This is a genomic window from Pseudohaliea rubra DSM 19751, from assembly GCF_000764025.1.
Lineage (GTDB): Bacteria > Pseudomonadota > Gammaproteobacteria > Pseudomonadales > Halieaceae > Pseudohaliea > Pseudohaliea rubra.
In genome coordinates this window covers 57,520-81,568 of record NZ_KN234755.1, presented here as the reverse complement: position 1 = coordinate 81,568, position 24,049 = coordinate 57,520, and the positions used below count along the sequence as shown (strand labels likewise).

Annotated in this window: 22 protein-coding genes; 16 read left to right on the top strand and 6 right to left on the bottom strand. The window is 63.4% G+C overall.

What is annotated here, in order from left to right:
• The 3 genes from HRUBRA_RS06175 to HRUBRA_RS06165 form a co-directional block, all read left to right on the top strand.
• A partial coding sequence (locus HRUBRA_RS06175) for an SLC5/6 family protein (RefSeq protein ID WP_035515520.1) occupies window positions 1-1,077 on the top strand: 1,077 nt, incomplete at its 5' end.
• A gap of 57 nt (window positions 1,078-1,134) precedes the next feature.
• On the top strand, window positions 1,135-1,566 hold the full coding sequence (locus HRUBRA_RS06170; RefSeq protein ID WP_035515490.1) for a type II toxin-antitoxin system RatA family toxin: 432 nt from the start codon (window positions 1,135-1,137) through the stop codon (window positions 1,564-1,566).
• Window positions 1,563-1,892: an RnfH family protein gene (locus HRUBRA_RS06165; protein WP_035515489.1), complete on the top strand. Its 330-nt coding sequence runs from the start codon at window positions 1,563-1,565 to the stop codon at window positions 1,890-1,892. The genes HRUBRA_RS06170 and HRUBRA_RS06165 overlap by 4 nt, the downstream gene beginning before the upstream one ends.
• Before the next feature lie 51 nt (window positions 1,893-1,943).
• Here the strand turns inward: HRUBRA_RS06165 and HRUBRA_RS06160 are convergent, their stop codons facing one another.
• Complete coding sequence (locus tag HRUBRA_RS06160; protein ID WP_035515487.1) at window positions 1,944-2,354, bottom strand: outer membrane protein assembly factor BamE; 411 nt, start codon at window positions 2,352-2,354, stop codon at window positions 1,944-1,946.
• Between the two features lie 72 nt (window positions 2,355-2,426).
• Here HRUBRA_RS06160 and fur point away from each other — a divergent pair, with 72 nt between their 5' ends.
• Window positions 2,427-2,852 carry a ferric iron uptake transcriptional regulator gene (fur, locus tag HRUBRA_RS06155; protein WP_035515486.1) on the top strand — a complete coding sequence of 142 codons (426 nt, stop codon included), beginning with the start codon at window positions 2,427-2,429 and terminating at the stop codon, window positions 2,850-2,852.
• Between the two features lie 14 nt (window positions 2,853-2,866).
• Here fur and recN read toward each other — a convergent pair whose 3' ends face one another.
• Window positions 2,867-4,522 carry a DNA repair protein RecN gene (recN, locus tag HRUBRA_RS06150; RefSeq protein WP_035515484.1) on the bottom strand — a complete coding sequence of 552 codons (1,656 nt, stop codon included), beginning with the start codon at window positions 4,520-4,522 and terminating at the stop codon, window positions 2,867-2,869.
• A 135-nt stretch (window positions 4,523-4,657) separates the two neighbouring features.
• On the opposite strand from recN, the gene hrcA reads away from it, so the two are divergent.
• The 11 genes from hrcA (at window position 4,658) to HRUBRA_RS06095 (ending at window position 17,218) form a co-directional block, all read left to right on the top strand.
• Window positions 4,658-5,689 carry a heat-inducible transcriptional repressor HrcA gene (hrcA, locus tag HRUBRA_RS06145; protein WP_035515483.1) on the top strand — a complete coding sequence of 344 codons (1,032 nt, stop codon included), beginning with the start codon at window positions 4,658-4,660 and terminating at the stop codon, window positions 5,687-5,689.
• A gap of 93 nt (window positions 5,690-5,782) precedes the next feature.
• Window positions 5,783-6,442: a nucleotide exchange factor GrpE gene (grpE, locus tag HRUBRA_RS06140; RefSeq protein WP_035515481.1), complete on the top strand. Its 660-nt coding sequence runs from the start codon at window positions 5,783-5,785 to the stop codon at window positions 6,440-6,442.
• A 106-nt stretch (window positions 6,443-6,548) separates the two neighbouring features.
• On the top strand, window positions 6,549-8,480 hold the full coding sequence (gene dnaK, locus HRUBRA_RS06135; protein ID WP_035515477.1) for a molecular chaperone DnaK: 1,932 nt from the start codon (window positions 6,549-6,551) through the stop codon (window positions 8,478-8,480).
• 109 nt (window positions 8,481-8,589) lie between these two features.
• Window positions 8,590-9,720 carry a molecular chaperone DnaJ gene (gene dnaJ, locus HRUBRA_RS06130; RefSeq protein WP_035515475.1) on the top strand — a complete coding sequence of 377 codons (1,131 nt, stop codon included), beginning with the start codon at window positions 8,590-8,592 and terminating at the stop codon, window positions 9,718-9,720.
• Window positions 9,717-10,544 carry a 4-hydroxy-tetrahydrodipicolinate reductase gene (gene dapB, locus HRUBRA_RS06125; protein WP_035515474.1) on the top strand — a complete coding sequence of 276 codons (828 nt, stop codon included), beginning with the start codon at window positions 9,717-9,719 and terminating at the stop codon, window positions 10,542-10,544. The genes dnaJ and dapB overlap by 4 nt, the downstream gene beginning before the upstream one ends.
• Window positions 10,541-11,416 (top strand): thioredoxin, encoded by an 876-nt coding sequence (trxA, locus tag HRUBRA_RS06120; protein WP_236629801.1) that lies wholly within the window; start codon window positions 10,541-10,543, stop codon window positions 11,414-11,416. Before dapB ends, trxA begins: the two co-directional genes overlap by 4 nt.
• 165 nt (window positions 11,417-11,581) lie before the next feature.
• Window positions 11,582-12,760 (top strand): acyl-CoA dehydrogenase family protein, encoded by a 1,179-nt coding sequence (locus HRUBRA_RS06115; protein ID WP_035515471.1) that lies wholly within the window; start codon window positions 11,582-11,584, stop codon window positions 12,758-12,760.
• Between the two features lie 21 nt (window positions 12,761-12,781).
• Complete coding sequence (locus tag HRUBRA_RS06110) at window positions 12,782-13,930, top strand: acyl-CoA dehydrogenase family protein (protein ID WP_035515469.1); 1,149 nt, start codon at window positions 12,782-12,784, stop codon at window positions 13,928-13,930.
• A gap of 15 nt (window positions 13,931-13,945) precedes the next feature.
• Window positions 13,946-14,737: an SDR family oxidoreductase gene (locus HRUBRA_RS06105; RefSeq protein ID WP_035515468.1), complete on the top strand. Its 792-nt coding sequence runs from the start codon at window positions 13,946-13,948 to the stop codon at window positions 14,735-14,737.
• A gap of 28 nt (window positions 14,738-14,765) precedes the next feature.
• Window positions 14,766-16,511, top strand: a complete 1,746-nt coding sequence (gene aceK, locus HRUBRA_RS06100) for a bifunctional isocitrate dehydrogenase kinase/phosphatase (RefSeq protein WP_035515466.1) — start codon at window positions 14,766-14,768, stop codon at window positions 16,509-16,511.
• Window positions 16,511-17,218 carry a histidine phosphatase family protein gene (locus HRUBRA_RS06095; protein WP_035515465.1) on the top strand — a complete coding sequence of 236 codons (708 nt, stop codon included), beginning with the start codon at window positions 16,511-16,513 and terminating at the stop codon, window positions 17,216-17,218. Before aceK ends, HRUBRA_RS06095 begins: the two co-directional genes overlap by 1 nt.
• 27 nt (window positions 17,219-17,245) lie before the next feature.
• Here HRUBRA_RS06095 and HRUBRA_RS06090 read toward each other — a convergent pair whose 3' ends face one another.
• The 3 genes from HRUBRA_RS06090 to HRUBRA_RS06080 all read right to left on the bottom strand — a co-directional run bounded on the left by HRUBRA_RS06090 (window position 17,246) and on the right by HRUBRA_RS06080 (window position 20,112).
• Entirely contained in the window at window positions 17,246-18,103 is an 858-nt protein-coding gene (locus tag HRUBRA_RS06090; RefSeq protein WP_035515463.1) for an acyl-CoA thioesterase, read from the bottom strand.
• 2 nt (window positions 18,104-18,105) lie between these two features.
• The gene (locus HRUBRA_RS06085; RefSeq protein ID WP_035515462.1) at window positions 18,106-19,407 is read right to left on the bottom strand and encodes a TetR/AcrR family transcriptional regulator; all 1,302 of its coding nucleotides are present in this window, start codon (window positions 19,405-19,407) and stop codon (window positions 18,106-18,108) included.
• A 78-nt stretch (window positions 19,408-19,485) separates the two neighbouring features.
• Window positions 19,486-20,112, bottom strand: a complete 627-nt coding sequence (locus HRUBRA_RS06080; RefSeq protein WP_035515459.1) for a DNA-3-methyladenine glycosylase I — start codon at window positions 20,110-20,112, stop codon at window positions 19,486-19,488.
• A gap of 68 nt (window positions 20,113-20,180) precedes the next feature.
• On the opposite strand from HRUBRA_RS06080, the gene HRUBRA_RS06075 reads away from it, so the two are divergent.
• Complete coding sequence (locus HRUBRA_RS06075) at window positions 20,181-20,939, top strand: enoyl-CoA hydratase/isomerase family protein (RefSeq protein ID WP_035515457.1); 759 nt, start codon at window positions 20,181-20,183, stop codon at window positions 20,937-20,939.
• Window positions 20,940-20,942: 3 nt separating this feature from the next.
• Here HRUBRA_RS06075 and HRUBRA_RS14920 read toward each other — a convergent pair whose 3' ends face one another.
• Window positions 20,943-24,026, bottom strand: a complete 3,084-nt coding sequence (locus HRUBRA_RS14920; RefSeq protein ID WP_236629800.1) for a triple tyrosine motif-containing protein — start codon at window positions 24,024-24,026, stop codon at window positions 20,943-20,945.
• Between the last annotated feature and the right edge of the window lie 23 nt (window positions 24,027-24,049).

The window sequence follows — 24,049 nt, the reverse complement described above, 5'->3', positions numbered from 1 at the left end:
GGCTGGGGCGCCTGGGGATTGCTTGGCGCCATCACGGCCCTGGCGGTGCTGGGTTATGGTGTGGTGGTTAGCGGCTGGTCCCTGGCTTATGCCTGGCACCTGGGGCGGGGAACCTTCGCAGCGGCCAGCCCCCGGGATGTCGCTGCCTTCCTCGACGGGCTGCTCGCCGCCCCCTGGCGCATGCTGGCCTGGCAGACCCTGTTCCTCGCCGCGGCGGTTGCTGTCTCGGCGTCGGGTGTGCGCCGCGGTGCCGGCGCCCTTGCCTGGGTGCTGTTGCCGTCGATCATGGCGCTGTTCTGGCTGCTTATCGATTTCGCCCTGGATCACGGTGATCTGCCGGCAGCACAGGCCTTCCTCTTCTCCACCCAGCCGCTGGACTTCCGCGACGACACACTGCTCGTGGCCTTTGGCCAGGCTCTGTTCACCCTGGGCATCGGTCTGGCGGTGGGCCTGAGCTACGGCAGCTATGCGCCGGAGCGCGTGCCCCTGGGACGCTCCGTTCTTGCGGTGGCGATCTTCGACAGTGCCGCGGCACTCGCCGCCGGCATTGCGATCTTCCCGGTGGTCTTTGCCAACAACATTGCACCGGACATGGGGCCGGGGCTCCTCTTCGTGAGCCTGCCCTATGCCTTCGGCAATCTCCAGGAGGGTGATGCCTACGGCATGCTGTTTTTCTTCCTCGTTGCCCTGGCAGCGCTGGGGACGGCGGTGGCGCTCCTGGAGCCGGCGGTGGCGACCCTCTGCCAACGGCTGCTCCTGCGGCGCTGGCAGGGAGCACTGGCGGTGGGCGTGACCGTCTGGCTGCTGGCCCTCGCCGTGGCCTTCTCCCTCCCTCCGGAGTCGCCCTTTGCCGGGCTTTTACCGCTGCTGGAGCAGGTGACCACCGCCTGGCTGATCCCGCTCGGCGCTCTCGCGGCGGCGACCTTCGTCGGCTGGTGCATGGACCCGGAGCTGCTGCGGCGGGAGCTCTACCGCGAGTCGGACCGATTCTTCCGGCTCTGGCTCCTGCTGCTGCGCTTTGTTGCTCCCCTGGGGCTGCTTGTCGTATGGTTCCGGCTCGCTGCGCCGGGCTCCTGACCGGCGCCCACTCCCGGATACGGCCAGACCATGGCCAGGACATGGATCGCACCCAGCATGCCCGCCATCAACCGCAGCGCTCTTTTGCCCTACACGCAGCGGCAGCTCTTCGACCTCGTCAACGATATCGAGGCCTACCCGCAGTACATGGAAGGCTGTGTTGGCGCGCAGGTTCTGCGCCAGGACGGCGTCACCATGGAGGCGCGCCTCGATCTGTCCCGTGGCGGCATTGCCCAGAGCTTCACCACGCGGAACCAGCTGCTGGCACCGGAAAGTATTGTCCTCGAGTTGAAGGATGGGCCCTTTGAGCGCTTCGCCGGACGCTGGCACTTCCAGGCCCTCGGTGATGCGGCCTGCAAGGTCTCCCTGGAACTCGATTTCGTCGTGCGCTCGAGCCTGCTCGGCGCCGCAGCGGGCCGCCTCTTCGAGCGGGTGACGAACAACCTCGTCGACGCGGTTGTCCGTCGTGCCGGGCAGCTCTACGGATGAGCGACGGTAAGCTGATCGCTGTGGAGGTCGCCTATGCGCTGCCGGAGCGACAGCTGATCGTGCCCCTGGAGGTGACGGCGGGCACGACGGCCCTGGAGGCCGCCCAGCAGTCGGGTATCGAGCAGGAGTTTCCCGGGCTGGTCATTGATGCCGGGACCCACCTGGGCGTGTTCGGACAGGCGGTGCCGCCGCAGCAGCCGCTCAAGGCCGGCGACCGGGTCGAGATCTACCGGGGTCTCAAGGCTGATCCGAAAGCTGCGCGCAAGGCACGGGCAGAGAAGGCGAAGGCACGTCGCGCTGGTGAGGACGGTGCTGAAGAGCCTTAAGCCTGGCGTTGGGAACCCCGGGAGTGATTTCCGGGGTGGGTGCGGCGAGCCCTAGCTGGCGTCCCCTGCCGGGGTGTCTGCTGTCTCTGCCTCTGCCTCTGCCTCTGCCTCTGCCTCTGCCTCTGCCGCGCCCTCCGCCCAGGCCGGAAGGTAATCCCCCGTTACGTCGACAAGCCGGTCCCCGTCAAAGTAGACCGCGACCATCGCCCTGCGGATGATCTCATCCCCGAGCTTGATCTCGTAGGGGTAGTCCCAGCGGTCCTGGTTGAAGCTGTCTTCCACCAGGGGGGTGCCGAGGATGAAGCGCACCTGGCGCCGGCTCATGCCCGGCTCGAGCTGGTCGACGATGTCCTGGGTAATAATGTTGCCCTGCTCGATGTTGATCTTGTAGACGCCCGGGAAGCCGACGAAGCCGCAGGCGCTGAGGCAGAGCAGGAGCAGACTGGCGATGAGGACGCGCATGGGGCAGTGCTTTCCCTCGGAAATCAAGGGTGGCATCATACCGGCACGCGAGAGACCAGAGAACCCCCGACCATGGCTCAAGAAAATCAGGAGCTGCGCAACGCCGGCCTCAAAGTCACACTGCCGCGCGTTAAAATCCTGCAGATTCTCGATGCCGCCGAGGCGCAGTCGCAGCACATGAGTGCGGAGGACGTCTACCGCGCCCTGCTCGATGCCGGTGACGACGTAGGGCTGGCGACGGTCTATCGCGTGCTCACGCAGTTCGAGTCCGCGGGGCTCGTTACCCGCCATAACTTCGAGACCGGTCACTCGGTGTTCGAGCTGGCCAAGGGGGAGCACCACGACCACATGGTCTGCGTCGATAGTAACGACGTCATCGAGTTTCATGACGAAGTCATCGAGGAGCGCCAGCGGAAGATTGCCGCTGAGCACGGTTACGAGCTGGTCGACCACTCCCTGGTGCTTTACGTGCGCAAGAAAGGGCAGGGCGAGGGCTGACCCTGTCGGCGGCGTCACCCCGCCGCCGCTGCCTCGAGCATTTCCCGCGCGTGGGCCAGAGTCTGGTCCGTGACCTTGACCCCGCCGAGCATTCGCGCCACTTCCGCTACCCGGCTGTCCTCGTCCAGGGCGGCGAGCGCCGTGCGCACCGCCTTGCGATCACCTTCCTTGCTCACCTTGAGCTGCCGGTGTGCCTGCGCAGCTACCTGCGGCAGGTGGGTGACGCAGAGGACCTGGGCGCCGTTGGCAAGGCGCCGCAGAAGCCGGCCCACTACCTCGGCGACGGCGCCGCCGATACCGACATCCACCTCGTCGAAGACCATGGTAGGCACGGTGGTGGCGCTCGCCGTGACCACCTGGATCGCCAGGCTGATGCGCGACAGCTCGCCGCCGGAGGCGATGCGCGCCAGGGGCTGAGGCGCGGCGCCGGGATTGGTGGCGATCAGCAGCTCGACGGTCTCGGCTCCGGCCGGGTGTGGCGCCCGCGCCTCCCGCGGGGCCAACTGCACTTCGAAGTTGCACTGCCCCATGGACAGGCTGTCGAGACCTTTAGCGGTCTCCCGCTGGAGCTTCCTGGCCGCCTTGCGCCGCGCCGCGCTGAGCTTTGTGGCGGCGTCTTCCCAGGCGCTCTCCAGCTCGCGCAGGCGACCGGCAAGGGCCTCGGCCTGGGCCTCGCCCCCGCCCAGGCGCTCGAGCTCTGCAGCGAGGGTGGCATGCTCCTCGCGCAGCGCCTCCGGCTGCACGTGATGCTTGCGCGCCACGGCGTAGACCTGCTCCAGGCGCTGCTGCACGGCGGCAAGTCGCTCCGGGCTGATCTCTATGGTATCGAGGTAGTGCTGCAGGTCCGCCTGCGCCTCACCGGCCTGAATGGCCGCGGACTCGAGCATTTCCCGGGCGTTGGTGAGGTGCTTCCCGGGGTGCCGGTCGGCTTCGATGAGCCGCCGGGCACGCTGGGCGCTGGCCTCAAGCTGTTCGCACAGCTCCCGCGCCTCACCGGCGCTGGCGAGGATGTCCTCAGCGCCGGCGAGCTGCTTTTCCTCGGCCTCCAGCGCTGTCAGCTCGTTCTCGCCCAGGGCCAGCTCTTCCAGTTCGCGGACCTGGTATTCGAGCAGTTGCCGTCGCGCCTCGCCTTCATCGCCTGCACCGCGCAGCGCCTCAAGGGCGTCACGCGTCTCCTGCCACTCCCGGGCCAGCGATGCGACCTGCGCTGCGGCCCTGCCCGCACCGGCGTAGCTGTCGAGAAGGGCCCGCTGGGTCTCGCGCCGGAGCAGGGACTGATGGGCATGCTGGCTGTGGATGTCAGCGAGGTGCCGGCCGAGCTCCGCGCACTGCTGCAGGGGCGCCGGACTGCCGTTGATGTAGGCGCGGGAGCGGTCTCCGGCGACAACCCTGCGCAGGATGCATTCCTCCGCAGGCAGGTCCCGCTCGGCCAGCCAGGCCCGGGCCGTGGGCAGGTCGGCGAGATCGAAGGTGGCCGTGACCTCGGCGCGCTCGCAGCCCGGGCGGATGGCCGATCGATCCGCGCGGTCGCCCAGGCAAAGGCCGAGAGCGTCGAGCATGATGGATTTACCGGCTCCGGTCTCGCCGGTGATGGCGGTCATGCCCTGCCCGAGCTCTACCTCGAGGGCCTCGACCACGGTGTAGTTGCGGATGCTCAGGTGTACCAGCATGGACTTGACGCGCGCTCATGGATGACAAACCGTTATACCGTAGACACCGCCCCCGGGAAACATCGCGGCCGTCCTTCCCTTTGCGCCTACCCTCCGCTGTGATACAAGACAGGCAACACAAGCGACGGATCAACCGTGCACGAGGAAATTTCGGACAGGGCGCGAACGCTGCTCAGGGCACTGGTGCAGCGGCATATCCGCGACGGCCAGCCGGTGGGCTCGCGCTCGCTGCAGGAAGAGGCGGGGCTGCCGGTCAGCGCCGCCACGATCCGCAATGTCATGTCGGACCTTGAGGAGCGCGGCTATCTGCACTCGCCGCATACCAGCGCGGGCCGGATCCCCACGGCCCTGGGTTACCGGTTTTTCGTTGACAGCCTGCTCGAGGTCAAGGCGCTGGACGATGCCTCCGTCGATATCCTGCGGTCTGCCCTGAATCCGGACAAAAGCTCCACGGACCTGGTACAGACCGCCTCCTCCCTACTGTCGGCGATCACTTCCCAGGCCGGTATCGTCACGGTGCCCCGGCAGGAGGCGCAGCAGCTTCGACAGGTGGAGTTCCTGCCGCTGTCAGACCGGCGGGTCCTGGTCATCCTCGTCATTAACGAGCGCGAGGTGCAGAACCGCATCATTCACACAGCCCGGGACTTCAGCGACCGTGAATTGCGCGAGGCGGCGGCGCTGGTCAACCAGCGCTTCGGTGGGCAGCCCCTGGATCGTGTTAAAGAACAGCTTCTCGGCGAGATGCGCGAAGCGCGCAGCCGCATCGACGATTACCTGACGGCCACGCTGGACCTGGCCAGCCAGGCCCTGGATCCGGAGGAGCGCGACGAGGATTGCCTGGTCGCCGGCGAGGCGCATCTGCTGGACAGCGCCGGCGCCGAGGACGTGGACAAGCTGCGGGAGCTCTTCGAGGTGTTCGAGCGCAAGAAAGATCTCCTGCACCTGCTGGAGCGCTGCACCCGGGCTGATGGCGTACAGATTTTTATCGGCGAGGAGGCGGGCTACGAGGTCTTCGGCGATTTCAGCGTGATCACGGCACCGTATGGCGATGGCCGCCGGCCCCTCGGCGTGCTCGGGGTCATCGGCCCAACGCGCATGGCCTATGATCGGGTGATCCCCATCGTTGATGTGACCTCCCGGATGCTGTCCTCGGCCCTTGCCCGCTGACGGGCCCGCTTCCCTGCCCGGCCGGCCCTTGAAAAGGCCGGCGCCGCCCCCATGAACTCCCCAACGCCAGCCAAGACCTAAGGGAGGGAGCGCGTGTCCGACAAGGAGCAGGAACCGCAGGTGCCGCCGGAAAGCGCCGGACAAGAGGCCACGGAAGCCGCTGCGGCGGCATCGGCTTCACCCGCAGAGGGTGAAGCGGCGGCAGCCGAAGCAACTGAAACAGCGAAGGCTGAGCAGGCTGGAGCCCCGGATGGCGAAGCCGCCGCCGGCGATGACGGCGGCGAGAGCGCGGCGCTGGCCGCGGAGCTTGAGGAAGCACGCGAACAGGTCCTGCGTGCCCAGGCCGAGCTGCAGAACACCCGCCGACGGGCCGAGCAGGACGTGGAGCGGGCGCGCAAGTACGCTCTGGAGCGTTTCTGCAGTGAACTCCTGCCGGTCGTGGATAACCTCGAGCGGGCTCTGGAGTCCGCTTCCGGCGATGACGAACAGCTCCGGCCCATTGCCGAGGGCGTTGAGCTCACGCTGAAAAGCTTCCTGAATGCCCTGGGCAAATTCAATATCGAGGCCGTAGAGCCCGCCGGAGAGCCCTTTGATCCCCAGTACCACCAGGCCATGAGCAGCGTTGAGAACCCTGATGTCGAGCCGAACACGGTGGTCGCCGTCATGCAGAAGGGCTACACGCTCAATGGCCGCCTCATCAGGCCCGCCATGGTCATGGTGAGCAAGGCGGCGGCGGGCGACGCCGGGGCCTGAAGGACCACCTGCCCGGATGGGCCCTTGAATTCCGCGGCACCGGGCCAATATAGGAAGCAGTTAGCGAAACAGCGGGTCGCCAGTGCGACCCGAGAGGAGATTTGACATGGGCAAGATCATTGGAATCGACCTGGGCACCACCAACAGCTGTGTGGCTGTGCTGGAGGGTGACAAAACCCGGGTCATCGAGAACGCCGAAGGGGACCGCACCACGCCGTCCATCGTCGCCTACACGGAAGACGGTGAGATCCTGGTCGGACAGAGCGCCAAGCGTCAGGCGGTCACCAACCCGAGCAACACGCTCTTTGCTGTGAAGCGCCTCATTGGCCGCAAGTTCAAGGACGATGTGGTCCAGAAGGACATCAAGATGGTCCCCTATGAAATCGTTGCTGCCGACAACGGTGACGCCTGGGTGGCCGCCAAGGGCGAGAAGATGGCCCCCCCGCAGGTCTCTGCCGAGGTGCTGCGCAAGATGAAGAAGACGGCCGAGGAGTACCTCGGCGAGCCGGTCACCCAGGCGGTGATCACGGTCCCGGCCTACTTCAACGATTCCCAGCGCCAGGCCACCAAGGATGCCGGCAAGATCGCCGGTCTTGAGGTCAAGCGCATTATTAACGAGCCGACGGCCGCTGCCCTTGCCTACGGCATGGACAAGGCCGAGGGCGATCGCACCATCGCGGTCTACGACCTCGGCGGTGGTACCTTTGATATCTCCATCATCGAGATCGCCGAGGTGGACGGCGAACATCAGTTTGAGGTGCTGTCGACCAACGGCGACACCTTCCTCGGTGGCGAGGACTTCGACCTGCGGCTGATCGACTACCTGGCCGCCGAGTTCAAGAAGGACAGCGGCATCGACCTGCACAACGATCCGCTCGCCCTGCAGCGCCTGAAAGAGGCTGCGGAGAAGGCCAAGATCGAACTCTCCAGCTCGCAGCAGACGGAGGTGAATCTGCCCTACATTACGGCGGACGCCTCCGGGCCGAAGCACCTGGTCGTCAAGCTGTCGCGTTCCAAACTCGAATCGCTGGTGGAAGACCTGGTCATCCGCTCCATGGAGCCGGTGAAGATGGCGCTCAAGGATGCCGGCCTGTCTCCGAGCGAGATCAAGGATGTGATCCTTGTCGGCGGCCAGACGCGCATGCCCCTGGTGCAGAAGCAGGTAGCGGAGTACTTCGGCAAGGAGCCGCGTCGGGACGTGAACCCGGACGAAGCCGTTGCCATGGGCGCGGCCATCCAGGGCGCCGTTCTCTCCGGCGACGTCAAGGACGTGCTGCTGCTGGACGTCACCCCGCTGACGCTGGGTATCGAGACCATGGGTGGTGTGGCCACGCCGCTGATCGAGAAGAACACGACGATCCCGACCAAAAAGTCGCAGGTTTTCTCCACGGCGGAGGACAACCAGACGGCCGTGACCATCCACGTGGTCCAGGGTGAGCGTAAGCAGGCAGCCCAGAACAAGTCGCTCGGCCGCTTCGATCTGGCCGATATTCCGCCGGCGCCGCGGGGTATGCCGCAGGTTGAAGTGACCTTCGATCTCGACGCCAACGGTATTCTCAACGTGTCCGCCAAAGACAAGGCCACGGGCAAGGAGCAGTCCATCCGCATTACGGCGTCCGGCGGGCTATCTGACGACGAGATCGACAAGATGGTCGCCGACGCCGAAGCCAACGCTGAGGCAGACAAGCAGTTCGAGGAACTGATTACCGCACGCAACAGCACCGAAGGCCTCATCCACGCGGCGCGCAAGACCCTTGAAGAAGGTGGCGACCACGCAACGGCAGATGAGAAGGCAGCCATTGAGGCTGCTATCACGGAGGCTGAAGAGGCGGTGAAGGGCGACGACAAGGACGCCATCGACGCAGCGGCCACCAGGCTTACCGAGGCGACCGGGCCCGTGGCGCAGAAGATGTATGCCGCCCAGGCCGAAAGCGCCGAGGGTGCTGCCGGCGCGCAGAACGATGCCGGCGACAGCGCCGCTGGCGGTGACGATGCGGTCGATGCGGAGTTTGAGGAAGTCGACGACGACAAGAAGTAAACTGGCGCTTTCGCGGGGCCCGGCGGGCCCCGCTTGACGCCCCCTCCTGGCGCGGGACGCTGTTTCCCGCGCTGTTGTTTCCGCCGGAGGGGCATGTGCGGGACGGGATATGGCAAAGCGGGATTATTACGAGGTGCTCGGCGTCAGTCGCGGTGCCGATGAAAAGGACGTCAAGAAGGCCTACCGCCGGGTAGCCATGAAGTATCACCCGGATCGCAACCCCGATGATCCGGATGCCGACGAGAAGTTCAAGGAGGCCACGGAGGCCTACGACGTTCTCACGGACAGCGAGAAGCGCGCCGCCTATGACCAGTTCGGCCATGCGGGCGTAGACCAGTCCATGGGCGGTGGTGCCGGCGGCTTCGGCGGCGGCAACTTCAGTGACATTTTCGGTGATGTCTTCGGCGATATCTTCGGCGGCGGCGGCCGGGCCCGCGGCGGGCCGCAGCGTGGTGCCGATCTGCGCTATACCCTTGATATCACCCTCGAGCAGGCTGTGCGCGGTACCACGGTGGAAATCCGCGTTCCGGCCCTCGTCTCCTGCAGCACCTGCAACGGCAGCGGCGCGAAGAAGGGCAGCACACCGACAACCTGCGGCACCTGCGGTGGTATGGGTCAGGTGCGCATGCAGCAGGGTTTCTTTCAGGTGCAGCAGACCTGCCCGACCTGCCGCGGCCGGGGCACGCTTATCTCCGATCCCTGCACGAGCTGCCGCGGCCAGGGCCGGGTCGAGAAGACCAGGACCCTCTCTGTGAAGGTGCCCCCGGGTGTTGATACCGGGGACCGCATCCGTCTCGCGAGCGAGGGCGAAGCCGGGCCTGAGGGTGGTCCGCCGGGGGATCTCTTTGTGCAGATCTCCGTCAAGCAGCACCCGATCTTCGAGCGCGACGGCAAGAATCTCTACTGCGAAATTCCTATCACCTTTGTTGATGCGGCCCTCGGCGGCGAGCTGGAAGTGCCCACGCTCGATGGCCGGGTCAAGCTCAAGATTCCCCCGGAAACCCAGACCGGCAAGCTCTTCCGCCTGCGCGGGAAGGGCGTGCAGCCGGTGCGCGGCGGCGGTGTCGGCGATCTCCTGTGCCGCGCCGTGGTCGAGACGCCGGTGAACCTCAACAAGGAGCAGAAAGACCTGCTGCGCCAGTTCGAGGAGAGCCTGGGGCAGGGCGGCAACGCGCAGTCGCCCCGGCAGACCAGCTTCTTCGAAGGTGTCAAACGCTTTTTCGACGATATGAAACCATGAGCCTGCGCATCGGTATTACCGGCGCCGGCGGGCGCATGGGACAGACCCTGGTCCAGGCGCTCGACCAGACCGGCAACAGCATGGCTCTTGCCGCAGCGCTCGAGCGTCCGGGCAGCAGCCTGCTCGGCGCCGACGCCGGCGAACTCGGCGGCGTCGGCGCCAACGGTATTCTCCTCGGCAGCGATGTCGACCTGGCGCTCCGGGCTGTCGATGTGCTCGTAGACTTCAGTTCGGTCGCTGCGACGCTGGCCCATGTCGCCGCCTGCCGTGCCCACGGCAAGGCCCTGGTCATCGGTACCACCGGCTTCAGCCCCGAGGAGCTGGCGGACATCGACGCAGCCGCTGTCGACATACCTATCTGCAAGGCCTCAAATTTCAGCACCGGCGTGAATCTGTGCTTCCGCCTCGTGGCCGAGGCGGCCCGTGTTCTTGGCGATGAGGTTGATGTGGAAGTGATCGAGGCCCACCATCGACACAAGGTGGACGCTCCCTCCGGGACTGCGCTAAGCCTGGGCCACGAGGCGGCTGCCGCCCTGGGCCGGGATCTGCGCGATGACGCGGTCTATCACCGGGAGGGGCAGACCGGCGCCCGCCGGCCGGGCAGCATCGGCTTCAGCACGGTCCGCGGCGGGGACATTGTCGGCGATCACACGGTGCTGTTTGCCGGCGACGGTGAGCGGATCGAGATTACCCACAAGGCCAGCAGCCGGCTGGCCTTTGCCCGCGGTGCCCTGCGCGCCGCCGCCTGGCTGGCGGCGCAGCCCCCGGGTCTCTATGACATGCAGGACGTGCTCGGCCTGCGGCCGAAGGAGGAATCACCGTGATCGACCAGGCACCGGGTGCCGGCGGCAACGTCGTCGATATCGACGAGAGCAACGCCGCGCATTACCTTATCGACGAGTCACACAAGCGCCCTGTGATCATTGATTTCTGGGCGGACTGGTGCGAGCCGTGCAAGGCACTCATGCCGGTGCTGGAGCGGCTGGCGGATGAGTACCGTGGCGCCTTCCTGCTGGCGCGCGTCAACGCCGACTCCCAGCAGATGCTGGCGCAGCAGTTCGGTGTGCGCAGTCTGCCGACGGTGCTGGTGATGCAGGCCGGTCAGCCAGTGGATGGTTTTGCGGGCGCCCAGCCTGAAGCTGCCATACGGGAGCTGCTGCAGAAGTATCTGCCGTCGCCCTTTGAGGGTGTGCTGGCAGAGGCGGCAGAGAAGCTCCAGGCCGGGGATGCCAGTGGCGCTATCGCGCTGCTGCGGCCGGCCTATGAGGAATCCGGCCGCGATCACCAGGTAGCCATGGTCTACGCGCATGCGCTGATTGAGGGCTATCGCCTCGACGAGGCAGAGCAGGTCCTTGATGCCGTGAAGATGGTCGATCAGGACGCGGCTTACGAGCAGTGTCGGGCGCAGCTGGCGATCCGGCGGGAGTCGGCGAAATCCCCGGAGGTGACCGCCCTGGAGGAGCAGCTCGCCGCAGCCCCGGAGAATCTCGACCTGCGGGCGCAGCTGGCGGTGCACTACACCGACACGGGGCAGTACCGCGAGGGCCTCGAGGCTCTGTTTTTCATTCTTCAGCGCCAGCTGGACCATAATGACGGCGCCAGCAGGAAGGCCTTCCTCGACACTATCGCCTCCCTCGGCAAGGGCGACCCCCTCGCCGCCGAGTTCCAGCGCAAGCTCTACAGCCTGCTCTACTGAGTTCCTGCGCCCGCAGGGCACGCTGCCGAAGAGAAACGGCCCGTGCCGACCGGGCGTGTCACACCCGCCAAACACGCTTGTTTCCCTCTCGCTCACCCGCTAGAGTACCGGGCCGAGGAAAAACATACCCGAAGGTCAAATTTCGGGGACGCAAGGAGAACAGCCGTGGATACCAGCTTTTCCGCCGAAGACCTCGCCTTCCGGGACGAGGTGCGGGCCTTCTTCGCCGAGGCCTATGATGACGACCTGCAGGCCCGCCTGGCCGACAAGGCGACTTTCCGGGAGGCTGTCATCGACTGGCAGCGTCGTCTCCACGACAAGGGCTGGATAGCCCCGAACTGGCCGAAGGCGCACGGTGGCGCAGAGTGGACGCCAACGCAGAACTTCATCTACGAGACCGAGCGCGCAGCCGCTGGCGTCCGCGATGTGGTGCCTTTCGGGCTGAAGATGGTCGGCCCGGTAATCTATACCTTCGGCAACGACGAGCAGAAAGAGCGCTTCCTGCCGCGCATTCTGCGCAGCGAGGACTGGTGGTGCCAGGGTTACTCGGAGCCGGGTGCCGGTTCTGATCTTGCCGCCCTCAAGACCCGCGCGGAGCGCGATGGCGACGACTACGTGGTCAACGGCGCAAAAATCTGGACGACCTACGCCCAGTATGCGGACTGGATCTTCTGCCTGGTGCGCACCAGTAACGAGGGCAAGAAGCAGAACGGCATCTCCTTCCTGCTTATTGATATGCACTCGCCGGGGATCAAGGTGAACCCCATTGTCTCCATCGATAATCACCACAGCCTCAACGAGGTGGAGTTCAACAATGTGCGCGTGCCGGTCGCCAACCTCATCGGCGAGGAGCACAAGGGCTGGACCTATGCCAAGGCCCTGCTGGCGCACGAGCGGACCTCCATTGCCGGCGTGGCCGACTCCAAGCGCGCCCTGGCCGAGGTGCAGCACTTTGCAGCCCGGGAGCAGAACGGCGGCCGCTTCCTCATCGACGACCCGCTGTTCCAGCAGCGCCTGTCGGACATCGAGATCGAGTTGATGGCCCTCGAATACACCGAGCTGCGGGTGCTGGCCTCGGTGGCCGCCGGCGGCGCCCCGGGCGCTGAGTCGTCGCTGCTCAAAATCAAGGGCACGGAAATCCAGCAGGCGATCCAGGAACTGCGGATGGAGCTCGCCGGCTACTACCAGGGCGTGCTGCCCACGGAGCTTGCCCAGGAGGTGCTCGGGCACAGCTTCGGCAGCGACGCTCGCCAGGCCTTCATGTACGGCCGCGCCGCCACTATTTATGGCGGCTCGAACGAAGTGCAGAAGAACATCATCGCCAAAGCCGTTCTCGGCCTCTGACAGCCGCGCGAGGTTAGCAACATGAATTTTGATTTTACCGATGAGCAGGTCATGCTGCGCGACAGCGTGGCGCGCTTTATCCAGGATGATTACGACTTTGACACCCGCTGTAAGGTCGTTGCCTCCGAGGCCGGTATGAGCAAGGCGAACTGGGATACCTTCGCCGAGCTTGGCTGGTTGTCTGTGCCCTTTGCCGAGGAGTTCGGCGGCTTCGGTGGGGGCCCGGTGGACCTTATGGTCATGATGGAGGAGTTCGGTAAGGGGCTGGTCGTTGAACCGTACTTCGCCACCGTGGTCCTTTTCGGCGGCCTTCTCAGCCGTGGCGGGAGCGAGGCTCAGCAAGGCGATTTTATTCCCCGCATTATCGAAGGCAGCTGCCTCGGCGCCTTTGCCTATCTCGAGCGGCAGAGCCGCTTCGAAATTGCCGATGTGCAGACCCGGGCGACGCGCCAGGGTGAGGATTACCTCCTCGATGGCGAGAAGGTAGTGGTCTTCAACGGCGCCAATGCCGATACTCTGATCGTGTCGGCCCGTACCGCCGGCGAGCAGACAGACAAGCACGGCATCACGCTGTTCCTCGTGCCGGCCAATGCGCCGGGCGTGGAGCTTGTTGACTACCGGCTTATGGACGGCCAGCGCGTTGCCAACGTCGTGCTGCGCGAGGTGGTGGTGGGTGCCAGCCATGTGCTGGGCGCCGTCGACGAGGGACTGCCGCTTATGCAGGCAGTAATCTCCGATGCCTGCGTGGCCCTCGGCGCCGAAGCGCTCGGCATCATGGACCGGCTCAACGCCAAGACCCTCGAATACACCCGGACCCGCGAGCAGTTCGGCGTCGCGATCGGCAGCTTCCAGGCGCTGCAGCACCGCATGGTCGACACCTTCATGTCCTGCGAGCAGGCCAGGTCGCTGCTGTATCGGGCGGTCTGTGCGCTGGAAAAGGAAGACGACGACCCGGCTCGGGATATCCACGCGCTCAAGGTTATGATCGACAAGGCGGGCAAGCACATCTATGGCGAGGCGATACAGCTTCACGGCGGTATGGGCATCACCGATGAGCTGGATATCGGCCATTACGCCAAGCGGCTCATGATGATCAACGCGACCTTCGGCAATGGTGACTACCACCAGGGCCTCTTCAACGCCCTGAGCTACGGCAGGGACGCGGCCTAAGGCGGCGGAGGGACCATGGAGCTCACCGGCAAGCTTGTCGTCGTCACCGGCGGCGGCAATGGTATCGGCAAGGCACTGTGCGAGGCCTTCGCGACGGCCGGCGCTGCGACGGTCATCGTGGCCGATCTCGACGGTGCAGCTGCCGAGGCAGTGGCCGCAGCGGTCGGCGGAGAGGGGCATGGCCTCGATGTGCGCCAGGAGGCTGCGCTGGCAGCGCTGGTCGAGGAGGTGGAGACCCGCTACGGTCGCATTGACCTCTTCTGCAGCAATGCCGGGATCATCGCCGGTGACGGTGAGCCCTGGTATGCCACCTCCGCACCCAATGCCACCTGGCAGGCCATGTGGGATATTCACGTGATGGCCCACGTATACGCAGCGCGCGCCTGTCTCCCGGGTATGATTGCGCGCGGCGAGGGGTACTTTCTCAACACGGCCTCTGCCGCGGGTCTCCTCAACCAGGTAGGTGACGCGGCCTACTCCACGACCAAGCATGCAGCCGTCGGTTTTGCCGAGGCTCTTGCCATCACCCATGGCGATGACGGCATCAAGGTGTCCTGCCTGTGTCCCCAGGCAGTGGCGACGCAGATGATCGCCTCCGTGGAAGGCGGCGGCACGGCCGGTGTCGACGGTGTTATTTCCCCCGCACAGGTGGCCGCCTCGGTCATCGATGGTTTGGCAGAGGAGCGCTTTCTGATCCTCCCGCACCCGCAGGTGGAGAGCTATCGACAGCGCAAGGCGCAGGACTACGATCGCTGGCTCGGGGGGATGCGCAAATTGCGCCGCCGCTTCGGCAACCCTACAATCTGAGCCTCACTCGCCCGCCCCCGGGAACCCCATGGAACGCAAGGAGCGCTTCGCGCGCATCATCCTCAACGGCTTTGAAGCGTATTTCGCCGACTTTCAGAACATCACCCTCGCAGCCCGGACCCGCTTCGAGAATACGGACTGGCACGGCGTGCAGCAGGGCTCCCGGGACCGCATCGACCTTTACAAGATCAAGGTTCGCGCTGTCCTCGACTACGTGAAGCTGGTCGCCGGCGACCAGCTGGAGAACCTCGATTTCTGGCGCGAAGCCAAGCCCGTCTACGCCGAGCTGCTTCGCGGCCACAACAACTTCGAGATCGCCGAAACGTTCTTCAACTCCGTGTTCTGCAAGGTGCTCGACCACGCGGAGATTCGCGATGACTATGCCTTCGTGTTTTCGCCGCGGGGAGACATGCCGCCCTCGGACATGAGCAAGGTGTTGCGCCGTTATCCTGTGGAAGATGACTTTCGCGACGCCTTCACGCGGCTCCTCGATGCCTACAGCTTCAACGTGCCCTGGGAAGACCGGGAGCGGGACGTGGGCTTCATCACCGCCATGATCGACGAGGTGCTTGTGGCGCCGCGCATCGACCTGGACGCCGGGTCTGTGCGCCTGGAGGTGCTGGAGCACCACTTCTTCCGCAACAAGAGCGCCTATATCGTCGGCAGGATTGTTGCCGGCGAGGAGCAGATGCCCTTCGCCCTGCCGGTGCGCCACAATGAGCGCGGCGCGGTGTACGTGGATACGGTGCTCTTCGGCGCGGACCGAGTGAGTGTGATCTTCAGTTTCACCCGAAGCTACTTCATGGTTGATGCGTCGGTGCCGTCCCAGTATGTGCTTTTCCTCAGGCAGCTCATGCCGGCAAAGCCGATCTCCGAGATCTACAGCGCCATCGGCCACTACAAGCATGGCAAGACCGTGTATCACCGCACGGCCGTGCGGCATATGCAGAATACTGCCGACGAGTTCGCCATTGCCCCGGGCATCAAGGGCATGGTGATGCTCGTGTTCACCATGCCGTCCTACGAGTATGTCTTCAAGGTGATCAAGGACCGCTTTACGGCGCCGAAGGAGGTGACCCGGGAAGAGGTGATGCAAAAATACCAGCTGGTAAAGCGCTGGGACCGGGCCGGCCGCATGGCCGATACGCAGGAGTTTCGCAAGCTCGTGTTCGCCCGCGACCAGTTCTCCGATGAACTCATGGAAGAGCTCTATCGCGAGGCGCCCTCCCAGATCGAGGAGCGGGGTCGTGCACTCATCCTCAACCATGTGTACGTCGAGCGGCGCATGGACCCGCTTAACCTCTACCTGCAGCATGCCACGGACGAGCAGGTGAACGATGTCATGGACGAATACGGCAACGCCATCAAGCAGCTGGCCGCGGCGAATATCTTTCCCGGGGACATGCTGCTCAAGAACTTCGGCGTCACCCGCCACGGCCGCGTCGTCTTCTACGACTACGATGAGATCATGCCGCTGACAGACTGCAATTTCCGACGCATACCGGCGCCCCGCACGGAAGAAGAGGAGCTGTCGGGCCAGCCCTGGTACTCCGTGGGGCCGAACGACGTCTTCCCGGAAGAGTTCCGCCTCTTTTTCTCCGGTAACCAGCGTGCACGGAAAGCCTTCGATGCCCGCCACGGCGATCTCTACGATGTGGAGTTCTGGTGGCGTCTGCAGCAGCAGATCCACAACGGCGTGATCACGACCTTCTACCCTTACCGGCGGCGCCTGAGCTTCCCCCGGAAGGACACCGAGCTGAAAAGGACCGGCTGATGGCTACAATTTACCTGGTGCGCCACGGACAGGCGTCCTTTGGCACTGATGATTATGATCGGCTTTCGGAGCTCGGGGTACGGCAGGCCGAGCGAGTGGGCGAGTATTTCCGCGATCATGGCATTGTGCTCGATGGCGCCTACTGCGGCAGCCTGAAGCGCCAGCGGCACACGGCGGAGCGGGTGCTGGCGGCACAGCCTGCTGAGGTTGCGCTCACGGAAGACGCGCGTTTTGACGAGGTGCGCAACGACGAGCATCTCGAACACCTCCTGCCCATCGTACTCAAGGACAACGAGCAGCTGCAGGCTGTGGTTGAGCGTGGCCTCAAGTCATCCAAGGACTATCAGAAGGTCATCGACGCCGTGTTCAACTACTGGGTATCTGATGCCTGCGATGTGCCGGCTATCCAGAGCTGGAGGGACTACTCGGGTGGTGTGCGCGAGGCGCTGAAGCAGGTGATGGTCCGGGAGGGGGGCGGCAAGACTGTTGCCGTATTCACCTCCGGCGGCACCATCGCGACGATTGTGGCCGGGGTGCTTGGCCTTGATGGCAGTCATGCCTACAAGTTCTATGAGCCCGTATTCAACTGCTCCGTGACGCAGCTGTTCTACAGCAGGGAGCGCGTTTCCCTATCCTACTTCAACGATTGCTCCTTCCTGCGCGTGCTTGGAGCACAGCGCGACGAGAACCTGGTCTCCTACCGCTGACCCTGGCGGGATGGCGCGCCGGCGCCGCTAGGCCTCACGGCGCCGAATGAGTGCCTCCTGGGCCGTGGAGGCCACCAGCTGTCCGTCGCGGGTGAAGAACTGCCCGCGGCAGAAGCCGCGGCCGCCACTGGCGTTTGGGCTGTCCATCGCGTAGAGGAGATACTCGTCGGCGCGCGCAGGCCGATGAAACCACAGGGCGTGGTCGAGGCTGGCCACCTGCATGCCCGGGCTCTGTGCCGTATACGGATGGGGCAGCAGTGAAGCGCCCAGGAGCGCAAAGTCCGACATGAACGCGAGCAGCACCTGGTGGCGGTGCGGGTCCTCGCCGACGTCGCCGCTGACGCGGAACCAACTGTGCTGGACGGCTTCCTGGGGCTGTGGGTTGTCGTAGTCCCGGCGGTTGACTACCCGGCGCTCGATGGCCTGGGCCAGCGGCGCGGGATAGCGCTCGGGATTTTCCGCATGCTTGCGCGTCCAGAAATCGAAGTCCGACTCCAGCGCTTCCGGCGGGGTCACCTTGACCGGGCTGGCCTGATGCTCCAGCCCGGGCTCGCAGCGCTGGAAGGAGATGGCCGTATTGAAGATCGCCCGCCCATCCTGCTTGGCCACGACGCGGCGCGTAGCAAAGCTGCGTCCGTCGCGGATCGGGTCTACCTCGAAAACGATCTGCCGGGACGGGTCGCCAGGGCGCAGGAAATAAGCGTGCATGCTGTGTGCTTCGAAAGCCGCGTCGACAGAGCGAAGGGCCGCGTTCAGGGACTGCGCCAGCACCTGGCCACCAAAGATGCGGCTCGGCCGGGCCGGACTTTTCCCGGTAAACAGGAAACGATCCACGCGCTGTACTTCCAGGTATTCGATGAGTCGCTCGATAGGGCCGTGATCCATAGTCAGTCCGTGGTTGCTTCGGGCTCCCGGTGCAGGAGCCCGTTGAAAAAGAGATCGAAATACTCCCGGGCCGCATCGTCGATATGGCCGACCCGGCGCCAAAGCGAGATATCCATGGAGGCGTTGATAGCCCCCGCAAGCAGGTTCCTTGCTACGAGTGGATCCACGGGCCGGATGCTGCCGTCGGCGACGCCCTCGGCCAGGAAGTCCACGAAGCGGTTGTTGGCTGTGTCCGTGCGCGCAAGCACCTCCAGCCGCCTGGCCGTCGGCAGGGCGGTGATCGTGTTGTAGCGGATCAGGGGACCTGAGCCCGAGTTCTGGATCAGGAAGGTGCGTCGGCTTGCGTAGTCGATCTTTTCAATGCCGGAGGTGCCAGCGCTCTCCGCTTCGCGGTAAACCCGCTCGACAATAGCCAGCGATTGGTTGTAACAGTTGTAGAGCAGGTCCTCCTTGTTACGGATGTGATAATAAAAGGCGCCTTTCGAGACGCTCAGGTAATCGGCAATCTCATCGAGGGAGGCGCCGTTGAAGCCCTTTCTGTTGAACAGCCAGGTGCCTGCCTTGTAAAAGGCTTCCTGCTTCAGACGGTTCTGCTCGTCACGGTCAAAGCCGCTCGCCGTGACACCACTGTCGACGTCAGCAGGGCCGATAGCGCTGTGATAGCACCCCGGACCAGCGTAAAGGCCGTGCAGGAGCAGGTCTGCGGCCTGTGCTGCCGCGACCTGAACGCCATCCTCGGGAACACTGTGCAGCCAGTGAAACAACCAGTCCAGCGAGCCGATGATGGCGCGGGTCATGGACGTGCTGTCACCGCTGCGCAGCGAGCCATCGGCCATGCCGTCGCGCAGATAGCTGCGCAGGCGCTTGAAGAGGCTGATATACGCTTGTTCGATAGCGTCGCGGTGCTCGTCCTTGAGCGAGGCAATTTCGAGCAGCGCGGCGAGGTGGACATCGCGCCCCTCGCGCGCCTCCTGCCACTGTTCGAATTGGCGTTTGAGAAACGCCAGGATACGCTCGACCGGGCTGACTGTTTGTGCCTCGATCTCGTCCAGAGCCTGGTGCTGGCGCTGCAGCGTTGCCAGGTAGCACTGGTAGATGAGTTCTTCCTTGGTGCGGACGTAATAGTAGAGGCTGGTCTTGGTAAGACCGAGGCTGGCGGCGATGTCCTGCAGCGTCGTGGCGCGGGAGCCCTTGCCGTTGAAGAGGCGGGCGGCCTCGGAGAGGATTGCGGCTCGCTTCGCGTCGTGCTGCGCCTGCCGGTTGAAGGGCTGGGCGCGAGAGGTGAATGACTCGCTGCTGCTCATGCTGGGCAGGCGCTGCTCCCGCAGTGGCTTTACTGGAAAGTTGGAAATTCCAACTTTAAGTATTTTTTTTGTTCCTGTCTAGGACGGGTCCCGCTCAGGCAGCGTGAAGCGCTGCCCCAGCCGGGCGCAGGGCTCGTGGCGAAAGCAGCCAACGAGATGATCGTTGACCATGCCGACCGCCTGCATAAAGGCGTAGCAGATGGTGGGGCCGACGAAGGTAAAGCCCCGCTGCTTTAGCTCCCGGCTCAGCTGCCGCGACAGGGGTGTTTCCGCGGGAATGTCCTCATGCCGGTGCCACTGGTTCTGCCGGGGCGCACCATCAACAAAGCCCCAGAGAAATTGTGAAAGCCCCGGGCCGCGCTCCGCGAGCTCGATCGTGGCCCGGGCATTGGTGACCACCGCCTTGATCTTGAGCCGGTTGCGGACAATGCCGGTCGACGCCTGCGCCTCGGCGAGCTGCGCCGGGCCCCAGCGGGCCAGGCGCTCGCGGTCGAAGCCCTCGAAGACACGGCGATAGCCCTCCCGCTTGCGCAGAATCGTCAGCCAGGACAAGCCGGCCTGCGCGCCTTCGAGGGTAAGGAACTCGAACAGTCGCTGTTCCTCGGTGAGGGGCACGCCCCACTCTTCGTCATGGTAGGCCTGGTAGTCGGCATGTTCGCCGCACCAGCTGCAGCGTTTCGTGCGTGTCGTCTGATCGCCGTGCAATCGCCTGCTTCCTCGTGGCGGCCCCGAGGCCCTTGTGCCAGAATACCAGCGCCTGGCGAGGAGGGGATATGTCGGAAACCGTTATGTTCAGCATCGAAGCGCAGGTGGCACGCCTGACCCTCAACAACCCCGAGAAGCATAACGCCCTCGGGCGTCGTGAGCTCGATGCCATTCACGCCGCGCTGGAGGCGGTAACGGAGAGCGCCACGGTCCGCGCGCTGGTGCTAACCGGTACCGGTGACAAAACCTTCTGCGCAGGTGCTTCCCTGGAGCAACTCAATACCGGGGAAATCCGCGGCGACGATTATCAGGACATGACAGACGCCCTGGCCGCCCTTGCGATCCCGACCGTGTGTGCGATCAATGGCAACGTGTTCGGCGGCGGTGTGGAGCTCGCGTTGTCCTGCGACTTCCGCATCGGCATCGAAGGCACCCGCCTGCGTGTGCCGGCGGCATCCCTGGGCCTCTGCTACCCGGTCAGGGGCATCCAGCGTTTCGTGCAGCGCCTGGGCTCCGGCGTCGCCAGGCGCATCCTGGTTGCGTCAGAAACCATGGATGCGGACGAGATGCTGCGGATTGGTTTCCTCGACCACCTCGTCATGCCGGCGCAGCTGGAGCAGACCGTCCAAAGTTATGCCGAACAGCTCGCCGGGCTGGCGCCTCTGGCGGTCCGCGCCATGAAGCAGATCATCGCCGGCGCCGCTGCCGGTAAGCTGGATCTCGATGAGGCAGAGGCCCTCGCCGCCCGTTGCGCTGCGTCCGATGACCTTGCGGAAGGTTTTGCAGCCCAGAGAGCGAAGCGCCCACCCGAATTTCGGGGGCGCTGAAGGTCACTCCGCCACCGGTTCTCGCGGTAGCGGCAGTTCGACGCGCCATGATGTACCTGCACTGGAAGCCGGCCGTTCGATGCTGCCCCCATAGTGTGCGACAACCTCGCGGACCAGAGAAAAGCCCGCCGTCGCGTAGTCCTCGAGAGCTAGCCCCTCCGGCAGCCCGATACCGTTATCTTCCACGGTGACTACGGCCCTCAGGGCCGTTGAGTCGTCCAGCGGGGCCAGTTCGAAGGCCACGCGCAGAAAATTGCCATGCTCCCTGCCCTCAAACGCATGATCTATTGCGTTGACCAGCAGTTCGAAGATAACCGTTGCGACTCGCGCAGCGTGCTCAGCATCAATGAGCTCATCGCTAACCTCATTGATCAGCGTAAACCTGCTGCTGCAGCCGCGACGGGCGCAGAGCATTGCAATGCACTCATCCGTAAAGCTATGAAGATCTGCCAGCACGCGATCATCACGATAGCGCAGCGCGTACTCAAGGCACACGAAGGCATCGATACGCTCAAGAGAAACCTTGGCTAACTCCGCCGACAGGGCGTCCGGCAGCGTGTCCGCCTGACGACCCACTAGTTCCGAGATCCAGGAAAGCGTCGCAACATTCTTGCGCGTGACGTTTTCCAGCAATCGCCCTTGTGCTTCCACCTCCTCCTGCATGTCCTCTATTGCCTGGTTAGCGGTGGCCGTCATCTCGCGAGCGAGCTGCGTGGCGCGGCGGGAGAGGAGGATTGTGCCGTAGTAGTGTTTAATCAATGCTACTAGCCCTATCGCAGCCAAAAGATAACCCGTGAGAGCCCACAAGGATCGCCACCAAGGTGGTAGCACCTGAACTGTTAGAGAGACGGTTGCAGAACTCCATTTGCCACTAGAGTCTTTGGCTTGAGACTGAAATTGGTAACTGCCTGGGGGCAGGCTGGTATAGGAGATTTCGTTTCGTGTCGTGCCTTGACTCCACGTCGCATCGAAGCCCTTCAGCTTGTACCTAAGTTCTAGATCTTTCACTATCAGGGGCGCTAGTGAACCAATATTAAAAGTTAATCTCCGATTTTCGGGTTCGATAACCACCCGGTCAAACTCAGTCAGTGGACGAAAGAGGAGAAAGCGCTTTTCATCAATGGCGTAGGAAGTGATCCCGTGGGCAGGTGTTTTCACCGCTACCTGTATTCTGTCGGGGTCAATATAGACAAAGCCCCCGGTTCCGCCGAATAGGACGCTCGAAGAATTACTGTGAGATGCTCCAAAGTCGAATCTGACTAGGGCATTGCCCGAGCCGGCGTAAACTCTGGAAATGCCGCCTGTGGTGCTAACGTTAAAAACACCAGTAGTGGTTGCGATTAGAGCTTCCGTGTCAGACGTCGCTTCGACTGCCTGAATGATTTCCCCAGGAACTTCCTGATGCGCCAAGATTGTTGGCTCGCGCAAGGGGAAATCCTTTAATGAAACCACATAGACTCCATCCGTAGGCGTCGCAAGCCAGAGAAGATCTCCTAGAGTTGAGGCTGCCCATGGTGTGGTGCCCTCCAGTAGTCGAGTTAACTTGGAAAGAGATTCTTTTGAGCTCTGACTTTCTGGGATCGCTATCAAGCCGCCTTCAGTGAGCAACAACACTCCGAAGCTGCCTACCGGCTCGATCTGAACTATCCTCTTCTGGATAGGGTTGGAGGCTTCAGGGGGGGTCAATTTCTCGAGACTGCCCGAGTCTCGTAGTCTGTAAACTCCATTACCGTAAGTGCCAATGAATATCTCGTTATCTACAATGGTAACGGCACTAACGGGTCCAACACCGCTTGCAAGCACGATTGGCTCGCACTCTGTACTGCCACTCATAATGGTGCCTTGGAGGACCTCCCCGCTTCTTAGCCCATAGATGATGCTGTCCCCACGCACGGCAACAGCCGTAATTCCGCCCGACGCTTCGCAGATGCGGGCAATACTGTGCTCATTTATATCCTCGGTATTTTTTTTGTTAAGGAGCAGTAAGCCGGCATAATCTGCTATTACAGTTGTATTTTCGTCGACGCTTGCAAAGCCTACGATCGCTGGCGAAGAGGTTGCTGGCAATTCGCGTACGACTACCGTTGGTGATACTTGGAGTCTATGTAGACCGGCGAAACTAGACGCCCAAATTGTATCTGCGTTCTGCATGGCAATCCCGGTAAACTCCGTCGATACAAGGTCACTTGCGTTCCGGGAGTTGTAGAGAATATTCAGTGATCTCGCATCAAGAATTACTAAACTGGAGTCCGTAGCTACAACGACTGTGTCAGTGCTGTGGCTAATTAAGAGTTCGTGAATGGTTGCCCTGCCCGTATTTCCTGAACCAAGTGGCACGGTCTTTAAGGAACTTCGCGGCTGGGAGAGATTGCACCGGAATAGGCCATTACCTTCTGATCCGATTAATACCGAGGTCTCATCAAGTATCTCAAGTTTGCTGAATCGCCCTGGCTCACCTTCGCAGGAATATTGGATGGGAACAGACGGTCCTATTGCTTGATTTGGTAGTCGAAGAAGGCGGCCATCTTCTGATAGGATCAGAGTGGAGCTTGAGCTAAAGGAAAAGTCCCTGACTGGAGTATTTAAACGATCGCAAACGGAGCGAATATGCCCCATGGCGATATCATAGACTTTGCAGCTTCCGTCGGCATAACCTAACCATAAGCTTGTCTGTCCATCGTGTTTAACGGCGCTTAGCGCAGCGTGCTCCGTGCTGAGCGATGCAATCAGTTGGAAGCGCGCATGATTGGGATTAAATCTGTAAATGCTGCCATTAAAACCAGCCACCCAAACTTTTTCGTAAGGTCCTAGGAAGAGATCTGCTATCCGCGCAACTGGGAAGCCGTCGCTACCCATCCTTGGCAGGCTATACCTTTGTACGGAGTGGCCGTCGTAACGAATGACGGAGCTTAGGCTCGCTGCCCAGACGTCGCGATCGGCTCGGACGACAATGTCTGTAAACGTAGTCCCGGATGTTTCTGCAAGGGCAAGGGGGGTTACATTAAGAAAGTTCCCGGGGTCAGTTGAAGCCGCCGTTGTGAGCTTTGGGAAAGAAAATAAACCGACGCTTACGATAATCGTAAGCATACATAGCCTGTGGAGCTCCTGAG

Excerpts from the sequence above, each read along its gene's own strand:
- HRUBRA_RS06170 (WP_035515490.1), top strand. The coding sequence starts at position 1,135 with ATGCCCGCCATCAACCGCAGCGCTCTTTTGCCCTACACGCAGCGGCAG.
- HRUBRA_RS06165 (WP_035515489.1), top strand. The coding sequence starts at position 1,563 with ATGAGCGACGGTAAGCTGATCGCTGTGGAGGTCGCCTATGCGCTGCCG.
- HRUBRA_RS06160 (WP_035515487.1), bottom strand. The coding sequence starts at position 2,354 with ATGCGCGTCCTCATCGCCAGTCTGCTCCTGCTCTGCCTCAGCGCCTGC.
- fur (WP_035515486.1), top strand. The coding sequence starts at position 2,427 with ATGGCTCAAGAAAATCAGGAGCTGCGCAACGCCGGCCTCAAAGTCACA.
- recN (WP_035515484.1), bottom strand. The coding sequence starts at position 4,522 with ATGCTGGTACACCTGAGCATCCGCAACTACACCGTGGTCGAGGCCCTC.
- dnaK (WP_035515477.1), top strand. The coding sequence starts at position 6,549 with ATGGGCAAGATCATTGGAATCGACCTGGGCACCACCAACAGCTGTGTG.
- dnaJ (WP_035515475.1), top strand. The coding sequence starts at position 8,590 with ATGGCAAAGCGGGATTATTACGAGGTGCTCGGCGTCAGTCGCGGTGCC.
- dapB (WP_035515474.1), top strand. The coding sequence starts at position 9,717 with ATGAGCCTGCGCATCGGTATTACCGGCGCCGGCGGGCGCATGGGACAG.
- HRUBRA_RS06110 (WP_035515469.1), top strand. The coding sequence starts at position 12,782 with ATGAATTTTGATTTTACCGATGAGCAGGTCATGCTGCGCGACAGCGTG.
- HRUBRA_RS06105 (WP_035515468.1), top strand. The coding sequence starts at position 13,946 with ATGGAGCTCACCGGCAAGCTTGTCGTCGTCACCGGCGGCGGCAATGGT.
- aceK (WP_035515466.1), top strand. The coding sequence starts at position 14,766 with ATGGAACGCAAGGAGCGCTTCGCGCGCATCATCCTCAACGGCTTTGAA.
- HRUBRA_RS06095 (WP_035515465.1), top strand. The coding sequence starts at position 16,511 with ATGGCTACAATTTACCTGGTGCGCCACGGACAGGCGTCCTTTGGCACT.
- HRUBRA_RS06090 (WP_035515463.1), bottom strand. The coding sequence starts at position 18,103 with ATGGATCACGGCCCTATCGAGCGACTCATCGAATACCTGGAAGTACAG.
- HRUBRA_RS06085 (WP_035515462.1), bottom strand. The coding sequence starts at position 19,407 with ATGAGCAGCAGCGAGTCATTCACCTCTCGCGCCCAGCCCTTCAACCGG.
- HRUBRA_RS06075 (WP_035515457.1), top strand. The coding sequence starts at position 20,181 with ATGTCGGAAACCGTTATGTTCAGCATCGAAGCGCAGGTGGCACGCCTG.
- HRUBRA_RS14920 (WP_236629800.1), bottom strand. The coding sequence starts at position 24,026 with ATGCTTACGATTATCGTAAGCGTCGGTTTATTTTCTTTCCCAAAGCTC.